This window comes from Streptomyces sp. NPDC002276 (genome assembly GCF_053891435.1).
The window spans coordinates 41,136-66,082 of the sequence record NZ_JBSFCQ010000006.1 but is presented as its reverse complement, the minus strand read 5'-3'; the positions used below and the strand labels follow the sequence as shown (position 1 = coordinate 66,082).

The 24,947-nt window shown below is 71.8% G+C and carries 24 protein-coding genes and 1 riboswitch; of the genes, 14 read left to right on the top strand and 10 right to left on the bottom strand.

Going from position 1 to position 24,947, the window contains the following annotated elements; all coding sequences use genetic code 11:
- Positions 1–84 precede the first annotated feature (84 nt).
- The 4 genes from ACWIHT_RS17140 (at position 85) to ACWIHT_RS17125 (ending at position 5,640) form a co-directional block, all read left to right on the top strand.
- Complete coding sequence (locus ACWIHT_RS17140) at positions 85–633, top strand: beta-class carbonic anhydrase (protein ID WP_200711559.1); 549 nt, start codon at positions 85–87, stop codon at positions 631–633.
- 227 nt (positions 634–860) lie between these two features.
- Positions 861–1,898, top strand: coding sequence for an AAA family ATPase (locus tag ACWIHT_RS17135; protein ID WP_456168939.1), 1,038 nt, complete (start codon positions 861–863; stop codon positions 1,896–1,898).
- Positions 1,898–3,262, top strand: coding sequence for a DUF58 domain-containing protein (locus ACWIHT_RS17130; RefSeq protein WP_456168938.1), 1,365 nt, complete (start codon positions 1,898–1,900; stop codon positions 3,260–3,262). Before ACWIHT_RS17135 ends, ACWIHT_RS17130 begins: the two co-directional genes overlap by 1 nt.
- Complete coding sequence (locus tag ACWIHT_RS17125) at positions 3,259–5,640, top strand: transglutaminase TgpA family protein (protein WP_456168937.1); 2,382 nt, start codon at positions 3,259–3,261, stop codon at positions 5,638–5,640. The genes ACWIHT_RS17130 and ACWIHT_RS17125 overlap by 4 nt, the downstream gene beginning before the upstream one ends.
- Before the next feature lie 105 nt (positions 5,641–5,745).
- Here the strand turns inward: ACWIHT_RS17125 and ACWIHT_RS17120 are convergent, their stop codons facing one another.
- The 3 genes from ACWIHT_RS17120 to ACWIHT_RS17110 form a co-directional block, all read right to left on the bottom strand.
- Positions 5,746–6,141 carry a DUF3040 domain-containing protein gene (locus tag ACWIHT_RS17120; RefSeq protein WP_456168936.1) on the bottom strand — a complete coding sequence of 132 codons (396 nt, stop codon included), beginning with the start codon at positions 6,139–6,141 and terminating at the stop codon, positions 5,746–5,748.
- A 277-nt stretch (positions 6,142–6,418) separates the two neighbouring features.
- Positions 6,419–7,189 carry a methyltransferase gene (locus ACWIHT_RS17115; RefSeq protein ID WP_456168935.1) on the bottom strand — a complete coding sequence of 257 codons (771 nt, stop codon included), beginning with the start codon at positions 7,187–7,189 and terminating at the stop codon, positions 6,419–6,421.
- Positions 7,190–7,349: 160 nt separating this feature from the next.
- Positions 7,350–7,889 carry an SAV_6107 family HEPN domain-containing protein gene (locus ACWIHT_RS17110; RefSeq protein WP_456168934.1) on the bottom strand — a complete coding sequence of 180 codons (540 nt, stop codon included), beginning with the start codon at positions 7,887–7,889 and terminating at the stop codon, positions 7,350–7,352.
- Positions 7,890–8,070: 181 nt separating this feature from the next.
- Here ACWIHT_RS17110 and ACWIHT_RS17105 point away from each other — a divergent pair, with 181 nt between their 5' ends.
- The 5 genes from ACWIHT_RS17105 to ACWIHT_RS17085 all read left to right on the top strand — a co-directional run bounded on the left by ACWIHT_RS17105 (position 8,071) and on the right by ACWIHT_RS17085 (position 14,099).
- Complete coding sequence (locus ACWIHT_RS17105; protein ID WP_456168933.1) at positions 8,071–8,772, top strand: ATP-binding cassette domain-containing protein; 702 nt, start codon at positions 8,071–8,073, stop codon at positions 8,770–8,772.
- A complete protein-coding gene (locus ACWIHT_RS17100; RefSeq protein WP_456168932.1) occupies positions 8,744–10,828 on the top strand; it encodes a YhgE/Pip family protein in 2,085 nt (694 codons plus the stop codon). The genes ACWIHT_RS17105 and ACWIHT_RS17100 overlap by 29 nt, the downstream gene beginning before the upstream one ends.
- A 62-nt stretch (positions 10,829–10,890) precedes the next feature.
- Positions 10,891–11,520, top strand: a complete 630-nt coding sequence (locus ACWIHT_RS17095) for a TetR/AcrR family transcriptional regulator (protein WP_456168931.1) — start codon at positions 10,891–10,893, stop codon at positions 11,518–11,520.
- A gap of 365 nt (positions 11,521–11,885) precedes the next feature.
- Positions 11,886–12,512, top strand: a complete 627-nt coding sequence (locus ACWIHT_RS17090; RefSeq protein WP_456168930.1) for a DUF4126 domain-containing protein — start codon at positions 11,886–11,888, stop codon at positions 12,510–12,512.
- A 45-nt stretch (positions 12,513–12,557) separates the two neighbouring features.
- Positions 12,558–14,099 (top strand): phytoene desaturase family protein, encoded by a 1,542-nt coding sequence (locus tag ACWIHT_RS17085; protein WP_456168929.1) that lies wholly within the window; start codon positions 12,558–12,560, stop codon positions 14,097–14,099.
- A 3-nt stretch (positions 14,100–14,102) separates the two neighbouring features.
- Here ACWIHT_RS17085 and ACWIHT_RS17080 read toward each other — a convergent pair whose 3' ends face one another.
- The 6 genes from ACWIHT_RS17080 to ACWIHT_RS17055 form a co-directional block, all read right to left on the bottom strand.
- Entirely contained in the window at positions 14,103–15,101 is a 999-nt protein-coding gene (locus ACWIHT_RS17080; protein WP_456168928.1) for an SCO2102 family sporulation regulator, read from the bottom strand.
- 56 nt (positions 15,102–15,157) lie between these two features.
- On the bottom strand, positions 15,158–16,081 hold the full coding sequence (gene metF, locus ACWIHT_RS17075) for a methylenetetrahydrofolate reductase [NAD(P)H] (protein ID WP_456168927.1): 924 nt from the start codon (positions 16,079–16,081) through the stop codon (positions 15,158–15,160).
- 111 nt (positions 16,082–16,192) lie between these two features.
- Positions 16,193–16,855, bottom strand: a complete 663-nt coding sequence (gene thiE / locus ACWIHT_RS17070; protein WP_456168926.1) for a thiamine phosphate synthase — start codon at positions 16,853–16,855, stop codon at positions 16,193–16,195.
- A gap of 91 nt (positions 16,856–16,946) precedes the next feature.
- A complete protein-coding gene (locus ACWIHT_RS17065; protein WP_456168925.1) occupies positions 16,947–17,318 on the bottom strand; it encodes an Rv2175c family DNA-binding protein in 372 nt (123 codons plus the stop codon).
- A gap of 64 nt (positions 17,319–17,382) precedes the next feature.
- Positions 17,383–18,612 carry an NAD(P)/FAD-dependent oxidoreductase gene (locus ACWIHT_RS17060; RefSeq protein WP_456168924.1) on the bottom strand — a complete coding sequence of 410 codons (1,230 nt, stop codon included), beginning with the start codon at positions 18,610–18,612 and terminating at the stop codon, positions 17,383–17,385.
- A 32-nt stretch (positions 18,613–18,644) separates the two neighbouring features.
- Positions 18,645–18,995, bottom strand: coding sequence for a hypothetical protein (locus tag ACWIHT_RS17055; RefSeq protein ID WP_456168923.1), 351 nt, complete (start codon positions 18,993–18,995; stop codon positions 18,645–18,647).
- A 52-nt stretch (positions 18,996–19,047) separates the two neighbouring features.
- Positions 19,048–19,159, top strand: a riboswitch (TPP riboswitch).
- On the opposite strand from ACWIHT_RS17055, the gene thiO reads away from it, so the two are divergent.
- The 5 genes from thiO (at position 19,157) to ACWIHT_RS17030 (ending at position 24,282) form a co-directional block, all read left to right on the top strand.
- Positions 19,157–20,320: a glycine oxidase ThiO gene (gene thiO / locus ACWIHT_RS17050; RefSeq protein ID WP_456168922.1), complete on the top strand. Its 1,164-nt coding sequence runs from the start codon at positions 19,157–19,159 to the stop codon at positions 20,318–20,320. It overlaps the preceding riboswitch by 3 nt.
- Positions 20,317–20,517, top strand: coding sequence for a sulfur carrier protein ThiS (gene thiS, locus ACWIHT_RS17045; RefSeq protein WP_201049026.1), 201 nt, complete (start codon positions 20,317–20,319; stop codon positions 20,515–20,517). The genes thiO and thiS overlap by 4 nt, the downstream gene beginning before the upstream one ends.
- A 3-nt stretch (positions 20,518–20,520) precedes the next feature.
- Positions 20,521–21,315: a thiazole synthase gene (locus ACWIHT_RS17040; protein ID WP_456168921.1), complete on the top strand. Its 795-nt coding sequence runs from the start codon at positions 20,521–20,523 to the stop codon at positions 21,313–21,315.
- A 104-nt stretch (positions 21,316–21,419) separates the two neighbouring features.
- Positions 21,420–23,354, top strand: coding sequence for a Stk1 family PASTA domain-containing Ser/Thr kinase (pknB, locus tag ACWIHT_RS17035; RefSeq protein ID WP_456168919.1), 1,935 nt, complete (start codon positions 21,420–21,422; stop codon positions 23,352–23,354).
- A 34-nt stretch (positions 23,355–23,388) separates the two neighbouring features.
- On the top strand, positions 23,389–24,282 hold the full coding sequence (locus ACWIHT_RS17030) for a deoxyribonuclease IV (RefSeq protein ID WP_456168917.1): 894 nt from the start codon (positions 23,389–23,391) through the stop codon (positions 24,280–24,282).
- Positions 24,283–24,290: 8 nt separating this feature from the next.
- Here the strand turns inward: ACWIHT_RS17030 and ACWIHT_RS17025 are convergent, their stop codons facing one another.
- Positions 24,291–24,905: a sulfite oxidase-like oxidoreductase gene (locus ACWIHT_RS17025; protein WP_456168915.1), complete on the bottom strand. Its 615-nt coding sequence runs from the start codon at positions 24,903–24,905 to the stop codon at positions 24,291–24,293.
- Positions 24,906–24,947: the final 42 nt, after the last annotated feature.

The following is a 24,947-nucleotide window of genomic DNA, read 5'->3' as shown; positions in this document are numbered from 1 at the left end:
GTTACCTCACAAGAGGACGCGATGACGCTCTTTTTCCCATCCCGCGCCAAGACCGCACCGCCGGTGACCAGTACCGTCATAGGTATGACGACCTCCGCATCCGTACCCACAGAGTCCGAAGGCGCCATAGCTCACGGCGGGACCGTGACGGACCGCCTTGTCGACGCCAACGCCCAGTACGCCGCCGAATTCACCGATCCCGGGATGGACGCCCACCCCGTCCTCCAGGTGGCCGTCGTGGCCTGCATGGACGCCCGCCTGGACCTCCACAAGGCGCTCGGCCTCCAGCTCGGCGACTGCCACACCATCCGCAACGCGGGAGGTGTCGTCACCGACGACGTCATCCGCTCCCTCACCATCAGCCAGCGGGCGCTCGGTACCCGCAGTGTCGTGCTCATCCACCACACCGGCTGCGGCCTGGAGTCCCTCACCGAGGAGTTCCGGCACGACCTGGAGATGGAGGTCGGCCAGCGCCCCGCCTGGGCGGTGGAGGCCTTCCGGGACGTGGAGCAGGACGTACGGCAGTCCATGCAGCGTGTGCGCACCTCACCGTTCCTGCTGCACACTGATGATGTGCGCGGCTTCGTGTTCGACGTGAAGTCGGGTCTGCTGCGCGAGATCGACCCCGCCTGACGCGCCCGCCCACCCCGAAAACTCACGCCTCGGACCGCCCGTAAGGTCGTAAAACCCGACAAAGCGAAGGCAGTTGTCCACAGGCGAGTGACACGAACCGGTAACGGCAACAAGAATGCGGGTGTGGCGTCACGCGGAACTTTTCCCGCGTGCCGTCCGTGTTTCGGGGTGGGCCGATCCGCAGTGCGCGCGTCGGCCCATGGAAAGAACGGGCCGAGGAGGGCCGGGTGACGACCTATGACGATCGAGCGAGCCTTACAGATCTGACCGCCACTGTGGAGCGAGTCCGCAGTTCGGTGGAAGGAGTGATCGAGGGCAAGCCCGAGGTCGTACGGCTTTCGCTGACCGTGCTGCTCGCCGAGGGACATCTTCTGATCGAGGACGTTCCGGGCGTGGGCAAGACAATGCTGGCCAAGGCGCTGGCACGGTCGATCGACTGTTCGGTGCGGCGAATCCAGTTCACGCCGGACCTGCTGCCCTCGGACATCACCGGTGTGTCCATCTGGGACCAGCAGCGGCAGGACTTCGAGTTCAAACCGGGCGCCATCTTCGCGCAGATCGTGATCGGCGACGAGATCAACCGCGCCTCGCCGAAGACGCAGTCCGCGCTCCTGGAGTCGATGGAGGAGCGGCAGGTCACCAGCGACGGCCAGACCTACGAGCTGCCCAGCCCCTTCATGGTGGTGGCCACGCAGAACCCGGTCGAGATGGAGGGCACCTATCCGCTGCCCGAGGCCCAGCGCGACCGTTTCATGGCCCGGGTCTCCATCGGCTATCCCAGCGCGGAGGCCGAGTTGCAGATGCTGGACATCCACGGCGGGGTGAGCCCGCTGGACGACCTCCAGCCCGTGGCCCACGCGCACGACATCGTCAAGCTGGTCGAGGCGGTCCGCGGCGTCCATGTCGCCGACCCGGTGCGCAGATACGCGGTGGACCTGGTCTCCGCCACCCGCACCCACCCCGACCTCAGACTCGGCGCCTCACCGCGCGCGACGCTGCATCTGCTGCGCGCGGCGAAGGCGTCCGCCGCCCTGAGTGGCCGTGAGTACGCGCTGCCCGACGACATCCAGGCGCTCGCGGTCGCGGTCCTGGCCCACCGCCTGCTGCCCACCGCCCAGGCCCAGTTGAACCGCCGTACGGCGGAGCAGGTCGTCCAGGAGATCCTGCAACGCACCCCCGTGCCCGCGGCGCCGCCGCAGCAGAGCAGCTTCGGCATGGGCCGCGGCCCGGCGTCCTACGGCGAGCAGCCGCCCCGGAGGCTGTGATGGCCGTCGGGGGGCCGGGAGTCCCGGAACCCGAGCGGGACGAGAAAGGCGGTGTCCGTACGGCCCTGGCGGGGCTGACCACCCGCGGTCGCTCGTTCCTGGCCGCCGGTATCGCGGCGGCCGTCTGCGCGTACGTCCTGGGGCAGGGCGACCTGCTCCGGGTCGGACTGCTGCTGGCCGTGCTGCCCCTGGTCTGCGCGACCGTGCTCTACCGCACCCGCTACCGGGTCGCCGGCAGCCGCCGGCTCTCCCCCGCGCGCGTGCCGGCCGGCAGCGAGGCCCGCGTCCATCTGCGGATGGACAACGTCTCGCGGCTGCCCACGGGCCTGCTGATGCTCCAGGACCGGGTGCCCTACGTGCTCGGCCCGCGCCCCCGGTTCGTGCTGGACCGGGTGGAGGCGGGCGGCCGACGCGAGGTGTCCTACCGGGTCCGCTCCGACCTGCGCGGCCGCTACCCCCTGGGCCCGCTCCAGCTGCGCCTGACGGACCCCTTCGGGATGTGCGAACTGACCCGCTCCTTCTCGACGTTCGACACCCTGACCGTGATCCCGCGCGTGGAGGCCCTGCCCCCGGTCCGCCTCAGCGGCGAGGCCAAGGGGTACGGCGACGGACGCAACCGCTCGCTGGCCCTGGCCGGCGAGGACGACGTGATCCCGCGCGGCTACCGCTACGGCGACGACCTGCGCCGCGTGCACTGGCGCTCCACCGCCCGCTACGGCGAGCTGATGGTGCGCCGCGAGGAGCAGCCGCAGCGCGCCCGCTGCACGGTGCTCCTCGACACCCGGGGCATCGCCTTCGCGGGCCAGGGCCCGGACTCGGCCTTCGAGTGGGCCGTCTCGGGCGCCGCCTCGGTCCTGGTGCACATGCTGGAACGGGGCTTCTCCGTACGGCTGTTGACCGACACCGGGAACTCGGTGCCCGGTGAGGGCGCCGACGGGTTCGCGGGCGCGAGCCAGGAGTCGGCGGACGCGGCCGGGCTGATGATGGACACCCTCGCGGTGATCGACCACTCGGACGGCGAGGGCCTGTCCCGGGCCTACGACCTGCTGCGCGGCGGAAACGAAGGATTGCTGGTGGCCTTCTTCGGCGACCTCGACGAGGAACAGGCGGCGATCGTCGCCCGGATGCGGCAGCGCAGCGGGGGCGCCCTCGCCTTCGTGCTGGACAGCGGCGGCTGGGTGCGCGAGTCGACCGACGTACCCGGACCGGAGAACGAGCAGGAGGAGCGGCTGCGGATGCTGCGCGACGCGGGCTGGACCGCCGTGGGTGTGCCGCGCGGCGCGTCCCTGACCGAGCTGTGGCAGCGGGCCGACCAGGAGCGCAACGGCATCACCGCGGCCGGTCTCGGGGAGGGATGGGGATGAGCGGGCGGGCACGGCTGGCGTTCTGCGCCTGGGTGGCGACGCTGCTGGCGTCCACCGCCCTGATTCCCCTGGTCTCCCCGGCGATCTGGATCTTCCAGGCGGCCTTCATGCTGGCGATCCAGGCCGGGGTGGGCGCGGCGACCCGGCGGGTCCCGCTGGCCCGGCCGCTGACCGTCGCGGCGCAGGCCCTGGTCACGCTGCTGATGCTGACCCTGGTCTTCGCCCGTGAGCAGGCCTTCGCCGGGATCGTCCCGGGCCCCCAGGCCTTCCAGCACTTCGCCGACCTGCTCCAGCAGGGCTCCGACGACGTCTCCCGGTACGCGATCCCGGCCCCGCTGCACGACGGCATCCGGCTGATGATCATCGGCGGTGTGCTGGTGATCGGCCTCTCGGTGGACACGCTCGCGGTCACCTACCGCAGCGCCGCCCCGGCCGGGCTGCCGCTGCTCGCCCTGTACTCGGTGGCCGCCGGGCTGTCGAACAGCGGCAACGACTGGCTGTGGTTCCTGCTCGCGGCGGCGGGCTACCTGACGCTGCTGCTGTCCGAGGGCCGGGACCGGCTCGCCCAGTGGGGCCGGGTCTTCGGCGGGGCGCCACGCACCACCCCGGGTTCGGACTCCTCCGGACCACTCGCCCCGGTCCGCACCGGGCGACGCATCGGCGCGGTCGCGCTGGCCGTCGCCCTGCTGCCGCTGCCCACGATCTCGGGCGGACTGCTGGACGCCGCCGGGACCGGTGTGGGCGCGGGCACCGGGAGCGGCGGCACGATCTCCGCGGTCAACCCGCTGGTCTCGCTGCGCGACAGCCTGAACGTGGACGAGAACCGCCAGGTCCTGTCCCTGCGCACCAACACGAACGACATCTCGGACATGTACCTGCGGATCGTGTCCCTGGACGACTTCGACGGCATCACCTGGAAGCCGTCGCAGCGGCACATCGAAAGCGTGCCCGACACGTTCCCCACCCCGACCGGTCTCGGCGCCGACGTCAAGCGCGCGGAGATCAAGACCCGGATCTCGGCCGCGGACTGGTACGCCCAGGACTGGCTGCCGATGCCGTACCCGCCCAGCCGCGTGAACATCGACGGCAGCTGGCGCTACGAGCCCGTGGGCATGACGGTCGTGGGGGACCACGGCCAGAACACCCGTGGGGTGACCTACACGGTCACCAGCCTGGACGTGGAGCCGACCGCGGAGCAGCTGGCCACCGCGCCCGCGGCGTCGAAGGCCCTGGTGACCCAGTACACCAAGGTGCCGAAATCGCTGCCGGCGGTGGTGGCCCAGACCGCCCGCCGGGTCACCGCGGGCTCGGCGAACGCCTACGAGCAGGCGGTCAAGCTCCAGGACTACTTCGCGGTGACCGGCGGCTTCCAGTACGACACCCAGGTGGACGTCGGTACCGGCCGCAACGCGATAGCGAAGTTCCTCAAGGACAAGCAGGGTTTCTGCGTCCACTTCTCCTTCGCGATGGCGGCGATGGCCCGCACCCTGGGCATTCCGGCCCGGGTCGCGGTGGGCTTCGCACCCGGCACCCCTGAGGCGGACCAGTCGGTGTCGGTGGGCCTGAAGGACGCGCACGCCTGGCCCGAGCTGTACTTCGAGGGCATCGGCTGGACGCGCTTCGAGCCGACGCCCAACCGGGGCTCGGTGCCGTCGTACACCCAGTCGACCACCCCCGGCAGCGACATCCCTGACCCGGCCAAGCCCTCGGCCTCGACGAGCACGGCCCCCTCGGCCGCCCCCTCGGCGAGCGAGAGCTGCACGGCCCAGCTGCGGAAGCTGGACGGCTGCACGAGCCAGGCCCCGGCGCTCGCGGCGGGTGACGACGGCAGGGGCCCGTGGTGGTACCTGAAGATGTCGCTGGTGGGCCTGGGCGCGCTGCTGCTGCTGACGATCCCGTTCTCGCCGATGCTGTGGCGGGCCCGTGCGCGCTCGGTACGGCTGGGCGCACACGGTCGTACGGCGTCGGACGCGGCCCTCCACACGCTGGCGGTCTGGGAGGAACTGACCGATACGGCCTGGGACTTCGGGATCTCGCCGGACGATTCACTGACCCCGCGCAAGGCCGCCGCCCGGATCGTGCGACTCGGGCATCTCGATCCGCCGACCGCCGCCTCGGTGCAGCGGGTGGCGGACGCCGTGGAGCAGGTCCTCTACGCCCCGAGGCCGCAACTGGCGGCGGGGCTCACCCAGGACGTGCGCCGGGTGATCGCCGGTTTCCAGGACACGGCCGACCGCACCACACGGCTGCGCGCACTGGTCGCCCCACGCTCGACCGTCCGGGTGGTGTGGGCGCTGTCGGCCTGGTGGGCGTCCGTGACGACGCGGGTGGCGGCGATCCGGCCGCCCCTGCGCAAGCCGTCGGGACAGCAGGGCTGAGGGGCCGGGAGGCCTGGGCACACGGGAGGGGGTGACCACCGGTTCGGTGGTCACCCCCTCACTCGTGTTCCGGGGTGCCTCGCTTCGCGCGGAGCGGGGCCGCCGTTACTGGCCCTGCTGCTCGTCGCGGCGGCGCTGCCAGCGCTGCTCGATACGATCCATGACCGAGCGCCGCTGCCGTCCCTGGCGGGGGGCGCCAGGAGCGCTCCCGGCGGGCTGTTCGCCGGGCTTCGGAGCCTTGCGCCAGCCGGTCACGGCGAGTACCGCGCAGCCCAGCATGACGAGGAATCCCACCACGCTGACCCAAATCTGCTTTGCGACCATTCCTGCCATGAGGAGCGCGATACCTACGAGAAAACCGGCCACCGCCTGGTAGACCCGTCGCCGGGTGTACGTGCGCAGGCCGCTTCCTTCGAGCGCTGTCGCGAACTTGGGGTCTTCGGCGTACAGCGCTCGCTCCATCTGCTCAAGCATTCGCTGCTCGTGCTCCGAGAGCGGCACGGAGTCCTCCTCATCGTGCAGTCGCCGGGGCGACCCGGGGGGTCCCTTCAGGATAGGCAGGGAATCGCCCCCGTGAAACCCGCCCCTCTACGCCAATTGGCCAACCGGAACCCGTCATGGCTGTTCCGACTCGCTGAAGCTTCCATTCCCCAGCGGCCGTCCTGTCATGCCGGGCGGTCTCCCTCGATCATACGGCGCCGGGCCCGCGATCGGGGGGCCTGTGGCGTACTCCATGTGCGGCCGAGCCCCTGATCAGGGCTCCGTCACAGGAGGCCGCTCACGCCTCGCCGGCACCCCGCGTCTCGCCAAGCACATGAAGCTGCGTCGCCACGGAGTGGTACGCCGGGAGCTCGGCCGCCGCGGCCTCCAGCTTCAGCAGCGCGTCCAGGGCGCCGGGCTCGGTGTCCACGAGCACTCCGGGCACCAGGTCGGCGAAGACCCGCACCCCGTGCACGGCGCCGACGGCGAGGCCCGCGCCCTGGACGAACGCGGTGAGCTGCTCGGCGGTGAAGCGGTGCGGGACGGGGTCGGCGGCGCCCCAGCGGCCGTTCGGGTCGGTGAGGGCCTGGCGGGCCTCCGTGAAGTGGCCGGCGAGGGCGCGCGCGAGGACGGCACCGCCGAGCCCGGCGGCGAGCAGGCTGAGGACGCCCTCGGGGCGCAGCGCGGCCACCACGGTCCGGACGCCCTCGGCGGGGTCGTCGACGTACTCCAGGACGCCGTGGCACAGCACCGCGTCGTAGCCGCCGCGCTCGACCACGTCGAAGAGGCCGTGCGCGTCGCCCTGGACGCCCCGCACGCGGTCGGCGACACCGGCCTCGGCGGCGCGGCGCTCCAGCGCGAACAGCGCGTTCGGGCTGGGGTCGACGACGGTGACGCGGTGGCCGAGGCGGGCGACGGGCACCGCGAAGTTGCCGCTGCCGCCTCCGGTGTCGAGGACGTCCAGCGCGTCCCGACCCGTGGCCTTGACCCGGCGGTCGAGGGCGTCCTGAAGGACGTCCCAGACCACGGCGGTACGGAGGGAGGCGCGGGGGCGGCTCGGGTCCGACACGGCAGTTGACTCCTCGGCGCGGCACCGCCTGTGCACGGCGGAGCGAAGGGGCTGCCTCCCCGGCCCGGAGGCGGGCGGAGGGAGGGCTTCAGGCGCCCTCCACCCTATTGCCTCCGGTGCCGTACCCGGTGATGTGTCTCGCGCGGCGGAACGCCGCCGCTCAGCCGGCGCGGTCCCCCGGCCGCTCCGGGTCCTGGCGTGGCTGGGGCAGGACCGGCTGGAGGACGAGCATCCGCTCCACCAGGCGCAGGAACATCGCCACGTCGCGTATGAGGTCGTCGGCGTCCCGGCGGGTCGCCGCGCCCTGGATGCCCGCCTCGGCCCGGGCGCGGCGCCGGGCACCGGCGGCGAACAGGGCGCTCCACTCGGTGAGTTCGGGGGCTGTCTCGGGGAGTACTTCCCAGGCGCTGCGGATGCGGGCCCGGCGCCGGGCCGTGGGCTCCGGCTGGGCACGCGCGGCGAGTACCGCGGCGGCGGTGCGCAGGGCGGCGAGGTGGGCCGTCGCGTAACGCTCGTTCGGCGTTTCGAGGACGGCTGCCTCCTCCAGTCCGGCGCGGGCCTGGGCGAGCAGGTCGAGGGCGGCGGGCGGGGCCGTGGCCCGGCGGAGCACGGGGTGTACGTCGCTCGCCGGGCCGGTCAGTGAGGGGGCAGGGCCGGAGGCGCGGCGCCGACGGGCGGCGGCTGCGGACGAGTTGGCCATGACGAACCTCCTGTCGTCGTGTGACGGCACGCCCTGTCAGGTAGTGCCGTATGTGCCCATCGTGAGGTATGGCACTGACAATCCGTTCTGACCTGCGCTTTTGCTTCGATCGAAGGTTCGCGTTAGTTTTTGCACTGACCAGTCAGTTCAAAAGAGTTCGGCATCAGGGGATGGGGAAACCGTGGGTGGGGTCGGTGTCACGGCCGAGGACTTCGGGGTCAAGGGGCCGCGCGGCTGGGCGTTCCGGGGGATCTCCCTCGACGCCGGGCCCGGGTCGCTGATCGCCGTCGAAGGGCCTTCCGGGTCCGGGCGTACGAGCCTGCTGCTCGCGCTCACCGGGCGGATGAAGGCGTCCGAAGGGACCGCCCGCGTGGGCGAGTCGACGCTGCCGAAACAGTCGGCGGCCGTACGCCGGGTCGGCGCACTGGCCAATGTCACCGGGGTCACCGACCTCGACCCGGCACTGACCGTCGGCGAGCACCTGCGCGAACGGGCCGCGCTGCAAAGGCGGTTCGGGGACTCCGTGCGCGCGATGCTGCGGCCGCGGTCCGAGCGGGCGGCCGAGGCGGGGCTGCGGATCGAGCGGGCGCTGACCGCGGCCGGGCTCGACGTCGACGCCCTGTCCAAGGGCTCGCGGACCGCCGTACGGGATCTGGAACGGCCGCAGGAGTTGCGGCTGTCCATCGCGCTGGCGCTGATCGGGCGGCCGGCCCTGCTCGGCGTGGACGACGTCGATCTCAAGCTCTCGGACGCCGAACGGGCGGAGATCTGGGACCTGTTGAGGTCCCTCGCGGATTCCGGGACGACCGTCGTGGCGGTGTCCGCCGAAGGAGCCGAAGGAACGGAGAAGGCCGATGCACGCGCCACGACTGGCCGCGCTTGAGCTCAGGCGCTTCGGCAGGGGCAGGCTGCCGCGCGCCGCGCTCGTCGCCCTCCTGCTGCTGCCCCTGCTGTACGGCGCCCTGTACCTGTGGTCCTTCTGGGACCCGTACGGCCGTCTGGACCGCATCCCCGTGGCGCTCGTCAACGACGACCGGGGGACGACGGCCGACGGGAAGAGGCTCACCGCGGGCGACGACATCACCCGGGGGCTGCGCGAGAGCAAGACCTTCGATTGGCACGAGGTGAACGCGGCCACCGCGCGGAAGGGCGTCGAGGACGGCACGTACTACTTGTCGTTGACCATGCCTGCCGACTTCAGCTCACGCATCGCCTCCAGCGCGGGCGACTCCCCCGAGACGGGCGCGCTCCAGGTGCGCACGAACGACGCGAACAACTACATCGTCGGGCAGATCTCCCGGACGGTGTTCGGCGAGGTGCGCTCGGCCGCGTCCACCAAGGCCTCGCGGACTTTCCTGGACCGGATCTTCGTGTCGTTCTCCGACATCCACGGGCAGACCGTGAAGGCGGCCGACGGCGCCGATCGGCTCAAGGGCGGCATCGGGACGGCCGAGGCGGGCTCCAAGGATCTCGCCGACGGCCTGAAGGACGCCAAGAAGGGCAGCGGAAAGCTCTCCAAGGGCCTGAAGAAGCTCGACACGGGCGCGGGCGACCTGGCGGACGGTTCGAAGCAGGTGGCGGCCGGGACGCAGACCCTCGCGGACACGGTCAATGGAGTCGCCGACAAGGTGGGCCCCTTCCTGAAGGACAACGAGAGGACCATCGGGGACACGGCCCAGCTGGTCGCCGACTCGGCGAAGACGATCCGCGCCAACCTCGGCGTCCTGGTGAAGACGGCCCCGGTCGCCGCCAAGGGCGCGCACGCGGCCTCCGACACCCTGGACGACGTCTACCGGGCCCGCTGCGAAACCGCCGCCCTGGCCGACGCCGCCTGCCCCGACCTCAAGAAGGCCGCCCAGGCCGCCTCGGACGTGGCGAAGGTCGCCGACGACGTCGACAACCTGGTGGCCGACCAGAACGGCGACCTGAAGCAGCTCGACGCGAACCTGCGCACCCTCCAGACGCAGGCCCAGGCACTCGCCGACCGCGCACCGCACCTCTCCGAGGACCTCGACGACGCGGTGGCCAGGATCAACAAGCTGAACGACGGCGCCGGGAAGGTCGCCGCGGGCGCCAAGACGCTGCACACCGGGCTCGGCACGGCCAAGACCGGTGCGACCGCCCTGGACACCGGGGTCGGCAGGCTGAGGACGGGCGCCGTGGACCTCAGCGGCGGCCTGTACAAGCTCGTCGACGGCTCCGGGAAGCTCGCCGGCGGACTGCACGACGGCGCGGCGCAGATCCCCGACTACGACAAGCAGGACCGCGACCAGCGCACCGGCGTCATGGCCGACCCGGTCCAACTGGCCTCCCAGGACCTGCACAAGGCGCCCAACTACGGCACCGGATTCGCCCCGTACTTCATCCCGCTGTCCCTGTGGGTGGGCGCGATGGTGGCCTACATGCTGATCGCCCCCATGAACCGGCGCGCGCTCGCCGCCGGTGCCCCGGCCCGGCGGATCGCGCTCGCGGGCTGGCTGCCGGTGGTCGTGATCGGGGTGCTCCAGACGGTGGCCCTGATGGCCGTACTGCACTGGGCGATCGGTCTGCGGATGGCGCATACGGCCGGTACGGTCGGTTTCCTGTTCCTGGTGACGGCCTGTTTCGCGGCGATCGTGCAGTGGCTGAACGCGCGCTTCGGGGCGGCGGGCCGGATCCTCGTACTCGCCCTGCTGATGCTCCAGTTGACGTCGGCGGGCGGCACCTATCCGGTACAGACCAGCCCGGGCTTCTTCAACGCGATCCACCCCTTCCTGCCGATGAGTTACGTCGTGGAGGCACTACGGAGGCTCATCACGGGCGGCGGTCTGGAACCCGTGTGGCACGCGTGCGTGGTGCTCGTCGCCTTCACCGCGGGCGCGCTCGCGCTGACCGCGCTGTCGGCGCGCCGCCGCCAGGTGTGGACGCTGGACCGGCTGCATCCGGAGCTGAGCCTGTGACCTCGCCCAGGACCTCGGCACCCGTGCCCACCGCCGCGGCCGGGCCTGTGACAATCAGGCCCATGGAAAGCAGCAGCACCCCGTCGGGCGGCAGCACGCGCCGCGAGGCCACCCGGCAGAAGCTCTACGAGGCGGCCGTCACGCTCATCGCCGAACAGGGCTTCTCGGCCACCACGGTGGACGAGATCGCCGAGCGTGCCGGGGTCGCGAAGGGCACCGTCTACTACAACTTCGCGAGCAAGTCCGTCCTCTTCGAGGAGCTGTTGCGACACGGCGTGGGCCTCCTCACCGCCTCTCTGCGGGAGGCGGCCGAGCAGACCGCGCGGGACGGCGGCAGCAAGTTGGACGCCCTGGACGCGATGATCCGCGCGGGCCTCGGCTTCATCGCCCGCTACCCGTCCTTCACGCAGCTCTACGTGGCCGAGCTGTACCGCACCAACCGCGCCTGGCAGTCCACGCTCATGGTGGTGCGCCAGCAGGTGAACGCGGCCATCGAGGACGTGCTGCACGCGGGCGTGGCGAACGGCGAGTTCAGCCCCGAGATCGATGTCCGGCTGACGGCCGCCGCGCTGGTCGGGATGGTCCTGGTGGCCGCCCTGGACTGGCAGTCGTTCCAGCCGGAGCGCTCCCTGGACGACGTCCACTCGGCACTGTCCCGGCTGCTCCAGGGCCGGGTGAGCGGGGGGCACTGAGCGCACACACAGAAGCGCCGGTCCGTTGTGGCCGCGTCCCCCGCGGGCCGCCCCGAACCGGCGCTCCCTTGTGCTCCCCCGTACGTTTCCCCCGTTGGAACCCCCGTTGGTCAGTCCCCCTGGGCTCCCCCGTGCCTCGCTTCCGCCGACGTTCCGGCGGAAGGAGCGGCCAAGGGCGCGCGCCCCGTTCCGCCGCCCCGTGTCGGCGGTACCGGAGCCGCGCCCCTTTCCGTGTCTCCACTCTCTCGTTCACGCAGGTCGCGCCCCATCCGCGCGCGTACTCATCTCACTCCCTAGGTACGCGTACTCAGCCGTACGCACTCAGGCCCAGGACGCCCTGTTGCCGAGTGGTTACTATCGCCCCCGTGTCCGTACTCCCCCTGGTCTTCACCAGCGGCTGGGCCAGCGGCATCAACGCCTACGCGGTGGTGCTGCTGCTCGGTGTCTTCGGCGCGACCGGGGTGAGCGACGCCGTCCCCGAGTCGCTGCAACGCCCTGAGGTCCTCGTCGCAGCGGCCGTGCTCTTCCTGTGCGAGGCGGTCGCCGACAAGATCCCCTACGTCGACTCCGTGTGGGACTCCGTGCACACCCTGATCCGGCCGGCCGCCGGAGCGTGGGTCGGCGCGGTGCTCGCCGGGCACAGCGGATCGTTGAACGATGTGGCGGCGGGGCTGATCGGCGGTTCGACGGCGCTGGCCAGCCACACGGTCAAGGCCGGGACGCGGATGGCGATCAACACCTCGCCCGAGCCGTTCAGCAACGTGGTCATGAGCTTCGCGGAGGACCTCGGGGTCGGCGGGATCGTCTCGTTCGCGATGTTCCATCCGCAGGCGGCGGCGATCATCGCGGCCGTGCTGCTGGCGACCGGGCTGACGGTCCTGTTCTTCCTGGTCTCACGGATCCGCCGGTTCCTGCGCCGCCGGGCCCAGCTCCGGGAGGAGAAACGGCTGGCCTCGCAGGTGGGCGGGCCACCGGACCGGCCGCCCTGGTGACGGCCCGTGACCGGACTGTCAGTGGCGGCCGATAAAGTCGCGGGCATGGCACGGATTGCGGTGATCGGCGCCGGCATGGGCGCGATGGCGGCCGCTGCCCGGCTGGCCGTCGCGGGCCACCGGGTGGCGGTGTACGAGCGTACGGAGACGTACGGCGGTGCGGTGCGCCGCTTCGAGCGGGACGGTTTCTCCTTCGACACCGGCCCCGGGCTGCTGACCGTGCCCGCGGTCTACCGCGATCTGTTCATCAAGACCGGCAAGGAGCCGCTGGAGGACCTGGTCGAGCTGGTCCAGGTCGACCCGTCCTCGCGGCACGTCTTCGCGGACGGCACGGAGGTGTCGTTGCCGAACGCCTCCCGCGCGGGTGTCGTCACGGCCCTGGACGACGCGCTGGGCGGCGGCGCGGGGCAACGCTGGGGCGACTTCCTTATCCGGGCCCGCGAGGCCTGGGACCGCACCCGCAGGCCCCTCCTGGAGGAGCCGTTGTGGCCCAACTGGTCGGTGCTCGCCGAGCAGGAGCCCTACCCCGCGGTCCCGCACAAGAAGTTCCTGCGCACCCGCCGGGCGAGCACCCTCGCCGAGATCGGCGCCTGGGAGCTGCGCGACGACCGTCTGAGAGCCCTCCTGGAGAGCCACGCGCTCACGTACGGCCTCCACCCCTGGTCCGCCCCGGCGAGCGCGGCCGTGCTGCCGTACATGGAGCACGCCTTCGGTACCTGGTATGTGCGGGGCGGTATGCGGGAGTTGGCGCGTGCGGTGTACGAGCGGTGTCTGGCGCGGAAGGTCGAGTTCGTCTTCGGGGCCGAGGTCACCCGGGTCCTGGAGAAGGACGGGCGGGCGGCGGGAGTCGAGCTGGCTGGGGGCACCTCCCAGGCTTTTGGCTCTGGGGGAGGGACCGTGGTCGACGCGGATCATGTCGTGGCGGATGTGGACCCTGCGCGGTTGCGGGCCCTGACGGACCGTCCGCTGGACGAGGAGGGCGATGTGCGGGCCGATGCGGACTCGCCCCGGCCGGTGCGGCTCACGCTCCTGCTGGCCCTGCGTGGCCCGCGCGAGGCCGGGGCCGTCCACCGGACGGTCGTCCACGCGGCGGACCGGGAGGCCGAGTTGGACTTCCTGGCCTCCCCGGGCGGCGACGAGCCCAGCTGTCCCACGGTGACGGTGTTGCGCCCGGACGACCCCGCGCTGCGGCCTGACGACGAGCACGAGTCCGCGGTGGTGTCGGCCGTGTTGTCGAGCGAGACCAACTGGGGAGAGGAGGGCACGGTCCGGCGGTACGCCGGCTTCCTTCTCCAGGCCGCCGAATCCGCCGTACCGGGTCTGCGGGAGCGCCTGTTGTGGCACGAGGTGCGCACACCCGGGGACACCGAGAGCGAGACCGGCGCCCGCTCAGGAGCCGTACCCGCGCCCTCGCTCGCCGCCGGCCAGGGCCGTTTCCTGCATCCGGCGAACACCACGCGCCTGCCCGGGCTCTACCGGGTCGGCGGCTGGTCCCACCCCGGTGGCGGGCTGCCGCACGCCGGGATGTCGGGGGCGCTGGTGGCCGGACTGATCGTGGAGGGACCGCGGTTCAGAGGGTCTCAGTAGGCTTCAGAAACGGTACTGCTCGTCATAGCCGGGGCCCGACTGCGGCTGCTGCTGTTGCTGCTGGCCGTCGCCCTGGTAGTACTGCTGGTCCGCCGGGACTTCGCCGCCGTAGGTCTCGTCGTTGCGCTGCTGCGGGACCCAGACCCCGCCGGCCGGGGTCTCGCCGACATAGCCGTTGTTGCCGTACTGGTCCTGCGTGTAGCCCTGTTGGGGATACTGCTGCTGGCCGTCGTAGCCCGTGTCGTACGTGGCGCCGCCGTAGGTCTGGGTGCCGATGTACGGGTCGGAGTAGGCCGCGTACTGCTGCTGGCCGGTCGTGTCGTAGCCGTACTGCTGCTGGTCGTAGCCCGCGTAGGTGTCGTAGCCGTACTGCTGCTGGTCGGCCGCCGCGTAGGCCTGGTCCTGGGTCTGGCCGGCCGCCGCTGCCGCGTAGGCCTGGTCCGTGCCCGCGTAGTTCGGGTCGGCGGCGTTCGCGTAGGCGGTGGGGCTGTAGACGCCGTAGGTACCGGTGTCGTCCGGCAGGGGCTGCGGCTCGTAGACCGACGTGCTCTCGGCGGCCGTGGGGTCGAGCGGGCGGTTCGGGGTGAAGACGTCGTCGCGGTCGAAGTCGTCGTCCTGGCCGAAGTCGGCGTTGCCGCCGTAGTCCTGGAAGGCGGGCTGGGAGCCCGTCGAGTCGAGGCCAGAGGCGTCCGGGCCCAGGTCCTGCTCGTCCGGTTCGCCGCGGCGCTTGAAGCCGCCTGCGCCGGGTCGCCCGGAGACCGCCCAGCCCGCTTCGAAGCCGCGGCGGAACGACAGCGTGACGTAGGTCTGGCCGATGGCGAAGGCCACCGCGCCCAGTCCGATCACGACGACGGAGGGCATCAGTACGCCGAGCACGACGCCCAGGAAGCCGACGAAGGCCAGCAGTCGCCAGCGCAGCCGCGCCTTGTACTGCAACAGCACCTCACCGAGCAACCACAGTGCGACGATGCCGAACGCGATGTAGAGGACCGTCCAGCCCATGTACGCCCCTCTCCCAGTGGCCGCTACGCAGTGTGTCGTATGTCCGGGCGGCCGGTCTAGGCCCGCGGTGGGTGGTGCAGGCCCAGGTTCTCGTAGATTTCCAGCGTCGCCGTGGAGTTGTTGAGCGTGATGAAGTGCAGTCCGGGCACTCCCTCGGCCAGCAGCCGGGCGCAGAACTCCGTGGCGAAGTCGATTCCGATCGAGCGTACAGCCGCCGGATCGTCTTTGGCTGTGAGGATTCGCTCTTTCAGAACGTCCGGGATGACGGCGTTGCTGAGCTGCGGCAACCGCTCCAGCATCCGCACGCTGGTCACCGGCATGACCTCGGGGATGACCGGTGTGGCACAGCCTGCCGCGCCGACGCGGTCGCGCAGGCGAAGATAGGACTCCGGGCGGAAGAACATCTGGGTGATGGCGTAGTCGGCGCCGGCCCGGCACTTGTCGACGAAGTGCCGTACGTCCGTGTCCCAGTCCGGGGAGCGCGGGTGCAGCTCCGGGAAGGCGGCGACGCCGACGCAGAAATCGCCCGACTCCTTGATGAGCCGGACCAGTTCGGCCGCGTACGTCAGGCCTCGCGGGTGCGCCACCCAGTCGGCCATGGGGTCGCCGGGCGGGTCGCCGCGCACCGCGAGGATGTTGCGGATCCCGGCGTCGGCGTACTGGCCGATGATGTTGCGCAGTTCGGCGACGGAGTGGTCGACCGCGGTGAGGTGGGCGACCGGGGTGAGCGTGGTGTCGGCGACGATCTGCTCGGTCTCCTTGACGGTGCCCGCGCGGGTCGAACCGCCGGCGCCGTAGGTCACGGAGACGAAGTCGGGGGCGACCGCCTCGACCCTCCGCAACGCGCTCCACAGGCTTCGCTCGCCCTTGGGGGTCTTCGGCGCCGAGAACTCGAACGAGTACGTGTTTTTGCCGGTCGCGAGCATGTCGCGCACCGTCCGTGCGCGATCGGTCCTGGTCGATGCGATTCCGAAGGCCATACCCGCAGGTTAGTCAGGGGACGGCGGTCACCCAACCGGAACCGGAAATTTGCCTGATTTGTCGCCCCGTTGTCCACCCACCGGACAACAGCTCGACACCCCGGACCGCTCTCAGTGCTCCCGGAGCCGCTTCGCGAACTCGGCCGCCGCCGCGCCCGGGTCGTCGGCCTCCGTTATCGCCCGTACGACGACGACCCGACGGGCGCCCGCTTCGAGCACCTCGTCGAGGTTGCCGAGGTCGATGCCGCCGATGGCGAACCAGGGGCGGTCGGTGCCCAGGGCGGCCGTGTACCGGACCAGGTCGAGGCCGGGGGCGTGGCGGCCGGGCTTGGTGGGGGTCGGCCAGCACGGGCCGGTGCAGAAGTAGTCCACGCCCTCCTGGACGGCGGCCGCGGCGGCCTCCGCCTCCGCGTGCGTGGAGCGGCCGATCAGGACGTCGGCGCCGAGGATCGCGCGGGCCGCGGGGACCGGGAGGTCGCCCTGCCCCAGGTGCAGTACGTCGGCGCCGACGGCGTGGGCGACGTCCGCGCGGTCGTTGACCGCGAGGAGTCTGCCGTGCCGGGCGCAGGCGTCGGCGAACACCTGGAGGTGCTCCAGCTCCTCGGCGGCCTCCATGCCCTTGTCGCGCAGCTGCACGATGTCGACCCCGCCGGCGAGGACCGCGTCCAGGAACTCCGGGAGGTCGCCCTGGCGACTGCGGGCGTCCGTGCAGAGGTAGACCCGGGCGGCGGCGAGTTCAGCTCGCGCGGAAGCGGCCGTGGTGGTGTCGGGCATGTGCGTGTCCCCCGTTGTCATGGCGTGGTGGTGCCGCGTGCGGGCCGCGGACGATGGTCGCCGCGACCCGCACACCGGTCGGTCGTCCGGGTCAGACGGCGAGCGCCTGGGCGCGGCGCTTCACCTCCGTGCCGCGATTCTCGCTCAGGGCCTGCGCGGGGGTGCCGGGCAGGCTGGGGTCGGGGGTGAAGAGCCATTCCAGCATCTCTTCGTCGGAGAAGCCGTCGTCCCGCAGGAGCGTCAGGGTCCCCGTGAGGCCCTTGACGACCTTCTGCTCGACCCCGTCGATGAAGGCGGCGGGGACGTGCAGTGCGCGGTTCTCGCCACGCCGTACGGCGATGACTTGGCCCTCCTTGACCAGCTGCCGCACGCGTGTCACCTCGACATCGAGCACCTCTGCGATGTCGGGCAGCGTGAGCCAGGCGGGGACGAGAGCATCGATCTTTGCGTCAATCTCGGTCACGTAAACAGCGTGCCATCCCGGACTGACAGTCGGAAGCCGGGCCGGTCCGACCCGGGGTCACGAACTAGGCGATAGCCGCCTTCATCGGGAGAGAAGGGTCCGCCAGCGGCCCGGGATTCATCGGCGTGCCCGAGTCGATCAGGCGGCGACCCTGGGCCAGGTCACGGGGTCGGCCGACCGCGAGAAGAGCCACCAGACGGTCCCCCCGCAGCCAGCAGACGGTCCAGGCCGGGGTGGCCGGGTCGCCGCGCCACAGGGTCGTGTCCGCGGATGCGTGATGGCCGACGTACTGCACGAAGCGGCCGAACTGCTCGGACCAGAAGTACGGCACCGGGTCGTAGACCGCCGGGGTCTGGCCGACGATGTTCGCGGCGACCGTGCGCGGGCCCTGGAGGGCGTTGTCCCAGTGGTGGACGAGAAGGCGCTCGCCGTACCTCCCCGAAGGGAAGGAGGCGCAGTCGCCGACCGCGTACACGTCCGGCACCGAGGTGCGCAGCCGGTCGTCGGCCACGACCTCGCGGTGGGCGCCCAGCTCGATGCCGGAGTCCGCGAGCCAGCCGGTGGCGGGGCGGGCGCCGATGCCGACCACGACGGCTCCCGCGGGCAGCCGGGTGCCGTCGTCGAGGACCACGGCGCCGGGTTCGACGCGCTCCACGCGCGTGTGCGTGCGCAGCACGGCTCCGGCGTCCGCGTACCAGGCGGCCATCGGTGCGGCCACCTCGGCGGGCAGCGCGCCCGCGAGCGGCCGTTCGGCGGCTTCCACGACGGTCACCGCGCAGCCCGCCTCGCGCGCGGCCGTGGCGAACTCCGCGCCGATCCAGCCCGCGCCGACGACCACGATGTCGTGCTGCCGCGCGAGCACCGGCCGCAGCCGCTCGGCGTCGTCCAGGGTGCGCAGCAGATGCACCCCGGGGATGCCGTCGGCGCCCGGGAGCCGGATCGGTTCGGCGCCGGTGGCGAGGACGAGGACGTCGTACGGCACCGGGCCTTCGGCGGTGTCCAGTTCGTGGTCTCCGGGGCGCAGGCCCAGCACCTCGCGGCCGAGCCGGAGTTCGATGCCGAGTGCCTCGAAGTCGACGTCGAAGGCGGAGCCCTCGGCCTTGCCGAGCAGGACCGCCTTGGACAGCGGGGGCCGGTCGTAGGGCTGATGGGGTTCGGCGCCGAGAAGGGTGACGGTGCCGGTGAAGCCCTGTTCGCGCAGGGCGACCGCGGTCTGCACCCCGGCCATGCCCGCGCCGACGACGACCACGCGCCGTCCCGCTCCCGCGCCCTGTCCCGGTGTCTGCTCGCTCATCCGATCACCATAGACACCTGACAAATCGTCAGTCAGGGGGCGCGTTCAGTGACCTGTTCCACAACACTCGTCCCGCTGCCCGCCTGGGACTCCCACTCCCAGGTCTCGTCGAGGCGGATCCGGCCGTCGGACAGCTCGACGACCTCGGAGACGCAGTGTCCGGAGGACGTCGTCCCGTCGGCCTTCAACTGCACGTACCTGAAGTCGAGCCGGTCCCCCGCGCGCGTGCCGACGAGATGTCCGCGGACGACGTCGCCGCCCGCGTACTCGGCCCAGATCTCGCCGTCCTTCTCGTGGTACGCGAACCGGGTGCGGGTGCCGACCTGACCCGGTTCCTGGTCCGCGACCGGGGCGAGGACGAGACCGTCGAGCGAGCGGGCCATGGACGGAGGCTCCCTTACTGGGACATGGGGTACGGGCTAGGGTGGCCAACGTACAAGCACTCGCGGGAGTCCGGACGCACCGGGCTGAGAGGGAGGCTGGCGGCCTCCGACCGTACGAACCTGATCCGGGTCATGCCGGCGAAGGGAGGGGCTGGACGCCCATGCCTACACGTACGTCAGACGTCCTCGTCGTCGGGGGCGGGATCATCGGCCTGGTCACGGCCTGGCGGGCGGCCCAGCGCGGGTTCGCGACCGCCGTCGTGGACCCCGAGCCGGGCGGCGGGGCCGCGCAGGTGGCCGCCGGAATGCTGGCCGCCGTCACGGAACTGCACTACGGCGAACAGACCCTGCTGGCCTTGAATCTGGCCTCGGCGCAGCGCTATCCGGACTTCGCGGCCGAGTTGACCGACCTCACCGGCCTGGACCTCGGCTACCGGCGCTGCGGCACGCTCGCGGTCGCCCTGGACGCCGACGACCGCGCCCACCTCCGTGAACTGCACGCCCTCCAGCACCGGTCGGGCCTGGACTCCGAGTGGTTGTCCGGGCGCGAGTGCCGGCGCCTTGAGCCGATGCTCGCGCCGGGGGTGCGCGGGGGGCTCCGGGTCGACGGGGACCACCAGGTCGACCCGCGGCGGCTGGCGCGGGCGCTGGTGGCCGCGTGCGAGCGCGCCGGGGTCGTGTTCCACCGGACGTGGGCCGAGCGGCTCACGGTCGGCCAGGACCGCGCCACGGGGGTCGTCACGCGCGAGGGTGACGTGCTGGGCGCGGGCCAGGTGGTCCTCGCGGGCGGCAGCCTCAGCGGGCGGCTGGCGGGGGTCCCGGACGACGTCCTGCCGCCCGTACGGCCCGTGAAGGGGCAGGTGCTGCGGCTGACCGTGCCGGAGCGGTACGCGCCGTTCCTGAGCCGGACCGTGCGGGCCGTGGTGCGCGGCAGCCACGTCTATCTCGTGCCGCGCGAGAACGGCGAGCTGGTCGTCGGCGCCACGAGTGAGGAACTGGGCTGGGACACCACGGTGACCGCCGGCGGGGTCTACGAACTGCTGCGCGACGCCCACGAGTTGGTGCCCGGGATCACCGAACTGCCGCTCACCGAGACCCGGGCCGGACTGCGCCCCGGCTCCCCCGACAACGCGCCGCTGCTCGGCCCGACCGCACTCCCCGGGCTGCTGCTGGCCACCGGGCACTACCGCAACGGCGTACTGCTCACGCCGGTCACCGGCGACGCCCTCGCGCACGCCCTGACCACCGGTGAACTCCCGGACGAGGCACGCCCGTTCACGCCGAAGCGGTTCGCCCGCGCGGCACTCATGGAGCAGCCCGCATGAACGTCTCCGTCAACGGGGAGCCCCGGGTGATCGCTCCCGGCACGGCTCTCGACACCCTCGTACGCACCCTGGCCCCTTCGCCCTCCGGGGTGGCCGCCGCCCTCAACGAAACCGTCGTCCCGCGCGCGGAATGGCCCTCGACGTCCCTCTCCGAGGGGGACCGCGTCGAGGTCCTCACCGCCGTCCAAGGAGGCTGACCCATGGCCGACGACCCGTTCATCCTTGGTGGTACGTCCTTCACGTCCCGGCTGATCATGGGCACCGGGGGTGCGCCCAGCCTCGACGTCCTGGAGCGCGCCCTGGTCGCCTCCGGGACGGAGTTGACGACGGTCGCGATGCGGCGCGTGAACGCCTCCGTGCACGGTTCGGTGCTGTCCGTCCTGGAGCGGCTCGGGATCCGGGTGCTGCCCAACACCGCGGGCTGTTTCACGGCGGGCGAGGCGGTGCTGACGGCCCGGCTGGCGCGGGAGGCGCTCGGGACGGCGCTGGTCAAACTGGAGGTGATCGCGGACGAGCGCACGCTGCTCCCCGATCCCATCGAGCTGCTCGACGCGGCCGAGACCCTGGTCGACGACGGCTTCACGGTGCTGCCGTACACGAACGACGATCCCGTGCTGGCGCGGAAGCTGGAGGACGTCGGGTGCGCGGCGATCATGCCCCTGGGGTCACCGATCGGCTCCGGGCTCGGGATCCGCAACCCGCACAACTTCCAGCTGATCGTCGAGCACGCGCGCGTGCCGGTGATCCTGGACGCGGGGGCCGGTACGGCGTCGGACGCGGCGTTCGCGATGGAGCTGGGATGCGCGGGGGTGATGCTCGCCTCGGCGGTGACGCGGGCGCAGGAGCCGGTGCTGATGGCGTCCGCGATGCGGAGCGCGGTGGAGGCGGGGCGGCTGGCGTTCCGGGCGGGGCGCATCCCCCGTAGGCACTTCGCCGAGGCGTCGTCTCCCGCGGAGGGTCTGGCACGGTTGGACCCGGAACGTCCGGCCTTCTGATCTCCCCCTCCAGAGCGTGCGATCCGTCACAGCTCGGCTGCAGTACCGCCCCGAAACTGGCCGAAAAGGGGGCGCTGTCAGCCTCGGCTCGTACACTCACCTGCGTGGATACGACCCTTCATGACCCTCTCGTCGGGCAGTTGCTCGACGGCCGCTATCGCGTCGACGCGCGGATCGCCGTCGGCGGGATGGCCACGGTCTACCGGGCCGTGGACACCCGCCTGGACCGGGTTCTCGCGCTCAAGGTGATGCACCCGACACTCGCGGCGGACGCCTCCTTCGTCGACCGGTTCATCCGCGAGGCCAAGTCAGTGGCGCGGCTGGCGCATCCGAACGTGGTGCAGGTCTTCGACCAGGGCGCCCAGGGGGCGTACGTCTATCTGGCGATGGAGTACGTGGCCGGCTGCACCCTGCGGGACGTGCTGCGCGAGCGCGGGGCGCTCCAGCCGCGGGCCGCCCTGGACATCCTGGAGCCGGTGCTGGCCGCGCTCGGTGCCGCGCACCGGGCCGGGTTCGTGCACCGGGACATGAAGCCGGAGAACGTGCTCATAGGGGACGACGGCCGGGTCAAGGTCGCCGACTTCGGGCTGGTGCGGTCCGTGGACACGGTCACCAGCACCACGGAGAACGTGCTCGGCACGGTCTCATATCTCGCGCCGGAGCAGATCGAGGGCGGCACGGCGTCCCCCCGGGTCGACGTGTACGCCTGCGGTGTCGTCCTGTACGAGATGCTCACCGGCCAGAAGCCGCACGACGGGGACTCCCCCGCGATCGTGCTCTACAAGCACCTGCACGAGGACGTCCCGCCGCCGTCGGCCGTCGTGCCGGGGCTGGCGTACGAGCTGGACGAACTGGTCGCCACGGCCACCGCGCGCACCCCGGAGATCCGGCCGTACGACGCGGTCGCGCTGTTCGGTCTGGTCCGCGAGGCGCGGGCGGGGCTGAGCGACGAGCAGTTGGACGTGGTGCCGCCGCAGGCGCTGACCTCGGAGCATCCCTACTCCGAGAACCGTACGAGCGTGATCCCGCGCTCGCTGACCGTGCCGCGTCCGCTGCCGGTCAACGAGGACGACGAGCCCGGTGACCCGTTCAACCGGACGAGCCGGTTCGAGAGCGGGCCGCCGCTGCCGCCCCGGCGGCGCGACGCGCGGCGGCCCCGGCGCGGGCTACTGGCGATCATTGCCGCCGTGCTGCTGATCCTCGGGGTCGGGGCAGGGGTCTGGTACATCAACTCCGGCCAGTTCACCAAGGTCCCGCCGCTGCTGGCGAAGACCGAGGCACAGGCGAAGGAGCGGCTGCAAGAGGCCGGTCTCGACGTCAAGTCGGTCAAGCACGCCTACAGCGACACCGTGAAGCGGGGCACGGTCATCAGCACCGACCCGGTGGCCGGCGCCCGCATCCGGGACAACGACTCGGTGGCCCTGACCGTCTCGGACGGCCCGGAGACCGTGAAGGTGCCCGATCTCACGGGCTTCGCCCTGGGCAAGGCGCAGGCCCTGCTCAAGACGGACGGGCTGGCGGCCGGCATGGTCACCAGGGAGTTCAGCGACGACGTCCCCAAGGGCTCCGTGATCAGCACGGACCCCGAGGCGGGCACCGAGCGCCACGCGGGTTCCGCGATAGCCCTGACCGTCAGCAAGGGCAGCGCGGTCGACGTGCCGGACGTCACCGGTGAGGACCTGGACGACGCGAAGTCGGACCTCCAGGAGGCCGGTCTCGCGGTGAAGGTGTCCGACACCCAGGTCACCTCGGAGTACGACGCGGGCCAGGTCGCCCAGCAGACCCCGGCCGGCGACAGCCAGGCCGCCGAGGGCGACACGGTGACGCTGACGGTGTCCAAGGGCCCGGAGATGGTCGAGGTCCCGAGCGTGGTCGGCGCGAGTGTCGACGCGGCGACGAAGCTCCTGGAGGAGTCCGGTTTCAAGGTCAAGGAGGACCGCGGGCTGCTCGGTCTGTTCGGCGACACTGTGAAGAGCCAGTCCGTGGACGCGGGCGAGCAGGCTCCCAAGGGGTCGACGATCACGATCACCATCCGGTGACGGGGGCGGCACGCGCGCGTGACACCCTGGTCGGGTGAGCAGCGAGTTCCCCTCCCGTACGCCCGAGTTCCCGTCCCGCAACCCCGTCGGCGGCCATGTCCCGGTGGCCGGCGGTCTCCACTCCGTGGGGCTGTCCTACGCCCGTGAGCTGGCCGCCGAGACCGTGCAGGTCTTCGTCGCCAACCCGCGCGGCTGGGCGACACCGGTCGGGAACCCGCGCCAGGACGAGGAGTTCCGCGCGGTGTGCGAGGCCGAGTCCATCCCGGCGTACGTGCACGCCCCGTACCTGATCAACTTCGGCTCGCACACCGAAGCCACCGTAGAGAAGTCCGTCGAGTCGCTCCGGCACTCGCTGCGGCGGGGACGGGAGATCGGCGCGCTCGGTGTGGTCGTGCATACGGGGAGCGCGACGGGCGGGCGGGAGCGGGCCGTGGCGCTGGCCCAGGTGCGGGAGCATCTGCTGCCGCTGCTGGACGAGTTGACCCACGACGACGATCCGTTCCTGCTCCTTGAGTCGACGGCCGGTCAGGGTTCGTCGCTGTGCTCGCGGACCTGGGACTTCGGGCCGTACTTCGAGGCGCTGGACGCCCATCCGAAGCTGGGCGTGTGTCTGGACACGTGCCACATCTTCGCCGCCGGGCACGATCTGACCGGTCCGAGCGGGATGCACCAGACGCTCGATCTGCTGGTGGACACGGTCGGCGAGGGGCGGCTGAAACTGATCCATGCCAACGACTCCAAGGACGTCGTCGGCGCCCACAAGGACCGGCACGAGAACATCGGCTCCGGGCACATCGGCGAGGATCCGTTCCGCGCGCTGATGACCCACCCGGCGACCGAGGGCGTACCGCTGATCATCGAGACGCCCGGCGGCAAGGAGGGGCACGCGGCGGACGTGGAGCGGCTGAAGAAGCTCAGGGACTCGTAGTCACGTAGTCACAGCTCGGGACCCTCGCCGGGCCCCTCCTGGTACGAGTACCGCTGTTCCTTCCACGGGTCCCCGACGTTGTGGTACCCGCGTTCCTCCCAGAACCCGCGCCGGTCGGCCGTCATGTACTCGACGCCCCGGACCCACTTCGGGCCCTTCCACGCGTACAGGTGGGGGACGACCAGGCGGAGCGGGAAGCCGTGTTCCGCGGTGAGGAGTTCGCCGTCCTTGTGGGTGGCGAAAATCGTTCCCTCGGCGGCGAAGTCGGCCAGCCGGAGGTTGGCGCTGAAGCCGTACTCCGCCCAGACCATGACATGGGTGACGGCGGGTGACGGCGGGGCGGTCTCCAGGATCGTACGGGCGGGGATTCCGCCCCATTCGGCGCCCAGCATGCTGAACTTCGTGACGCAGTGCAGATCGGCCACGACCGAGTCGTAGGGCAGAGCCGTGAACTCGTCGTGGTTCCAGGAGTGCTTGTCGGCGTCGGCGGTGGCGCCGAAGACACTGAACTCCCAGCGCTCGGGGCGGAACTTGGGCACCGGGCCGTAGTGGGTGACCGGCCAGCCGCGCTGAAGTCGCTGGCCGGGCGGCAGCTCGGACTGTTCGACCCCTCTCTGACCCATGGCTCCATCCTGACAGACGGGGGCCGGTGCACATGACCGGCT

What these genes read in the sequence shown, in the direction of transcription:
- ACWIHT_RS17140 (WP_200711559.1), top strand. Translation starts at nt 85, where the DNA reads ATGACGACCTCCGCATCCGTACCCACAGAGTCCGAAGGCGCCATAGCT.
- ACWIHT_RS17130 (WP_456168938.1), top strand. Translation starts at nt 1,898, where the DNA reads ATGGCCGTCGGGGGGCCGGGAGTCCCGGAACCCGAGCGGGACGAGAAA.
- ACWIHT_RS17125 (WP_456168937.1), top strand. Translation starts at nt 3,259, where the DNA reads ATGAGCGGGCGGGCACGGCTGGCGTTCTGCGCCTGGGTGGCGACGCTG.
- ACWIHT_RS17110 (WP_456168934.1), bottom strand. Translation starts at nt 7,889, where the DNA reads ATGGCCAACTCGTCCGCAGCCGCCGCCCGTCGGCGCCGCGCCTCCGGC.
- ACWIHT_RS17100 (WP_456168932.1), top strand. Translation starts at nt 8,744, where the DNA reads ATGCACGCGCCACGACTGGCCGCGCTTGAGCTCAGGCGCTTCGGCAGG.
- ACWIHT_RS17095 (WP_456168931.1), top strand. Translation starts at nt 10,891, where the DNA reads ATGGAAAGCAGCAGCACCCCGTCGGGCGGCAGCACGCGCCGCGAGGCC.
- ACWIHT_RS17085 (WP_456168929.1), top strand. Translation starts at nt 12,558, where the DNA reads ATGGCACGGATTGCGGTGATCGGCGCCGGCATGGGCGCGATGGCGGCC.
- ACWIHT_RS17080 (WP_456168928.1), bottom strand. Translation starts at nt 15,101, where the DNA reads ATGGGCTGGACGGTCCTCTACATCGCGTTCGGCATCGTCGCACTGTGG.
- metF (WP_456168927.1), bottom strand. Translation starts at nt 16,081, where the DNA reads ATGGCCTTCGGAATCGCATCGACCAGGACCGATCGCGCACGGACGGTG.
- thiE (WP_456168926.1), bottom strand. Translation starts at nt 16,855, where the DNA reads ATGCCCGACACCACCACGGCCGCTTCCGCGCGAGCTGAACTCGCCGCC.
- ACWIHT_RS17060 (WP_456168924.1), bottom strand. Translation starts at nt 18,612, where the DNA reads ATGAGCGAGCAGACACCGGGACAGGGCGCGGGAGCGGGACGGCGCGTG.
- ACWIHT_RS17055 (WP_456168923.1), bottom strand. Translation starts at nt 18,995, where the DNA reads ATGGCCCGCTCGCTCGACGGTCTCGTCCTCGCCCCGGTCGCGGACCAG.
- thiO (WP_456168922.1), top strand. Translation starts at nt 19,157, where the DNA reads ATGCCTACACGTACGTCAGACGTCCTCGTCGTCGGGGGCGGGATCATC.
- thiS (WP_201049026.1), top strand. Translation starts at nt 20,317, where the DNA reads ATGAACGTCTCCGTCAACGGGGAGCCCCGGGTGATCGCTCCCGGCACG.
- ACWIHT_RS17040 (WP_456168921.1), top strand. Translation starts at nt 20,521, where the DNA reads ATGGCCGACGACCCGTTCATCCTTGGTGGTACGTCCTTCACGTCCCGG.
- ACWIHT_RS17025 (WP_456168915.1), bottom strand. Translation starts at nt 24,905, where the DNA reads ATGGGTCAGAGAGGGGTCGAACAGTCCGAGCTGCCGCCCGGCCAGCGA.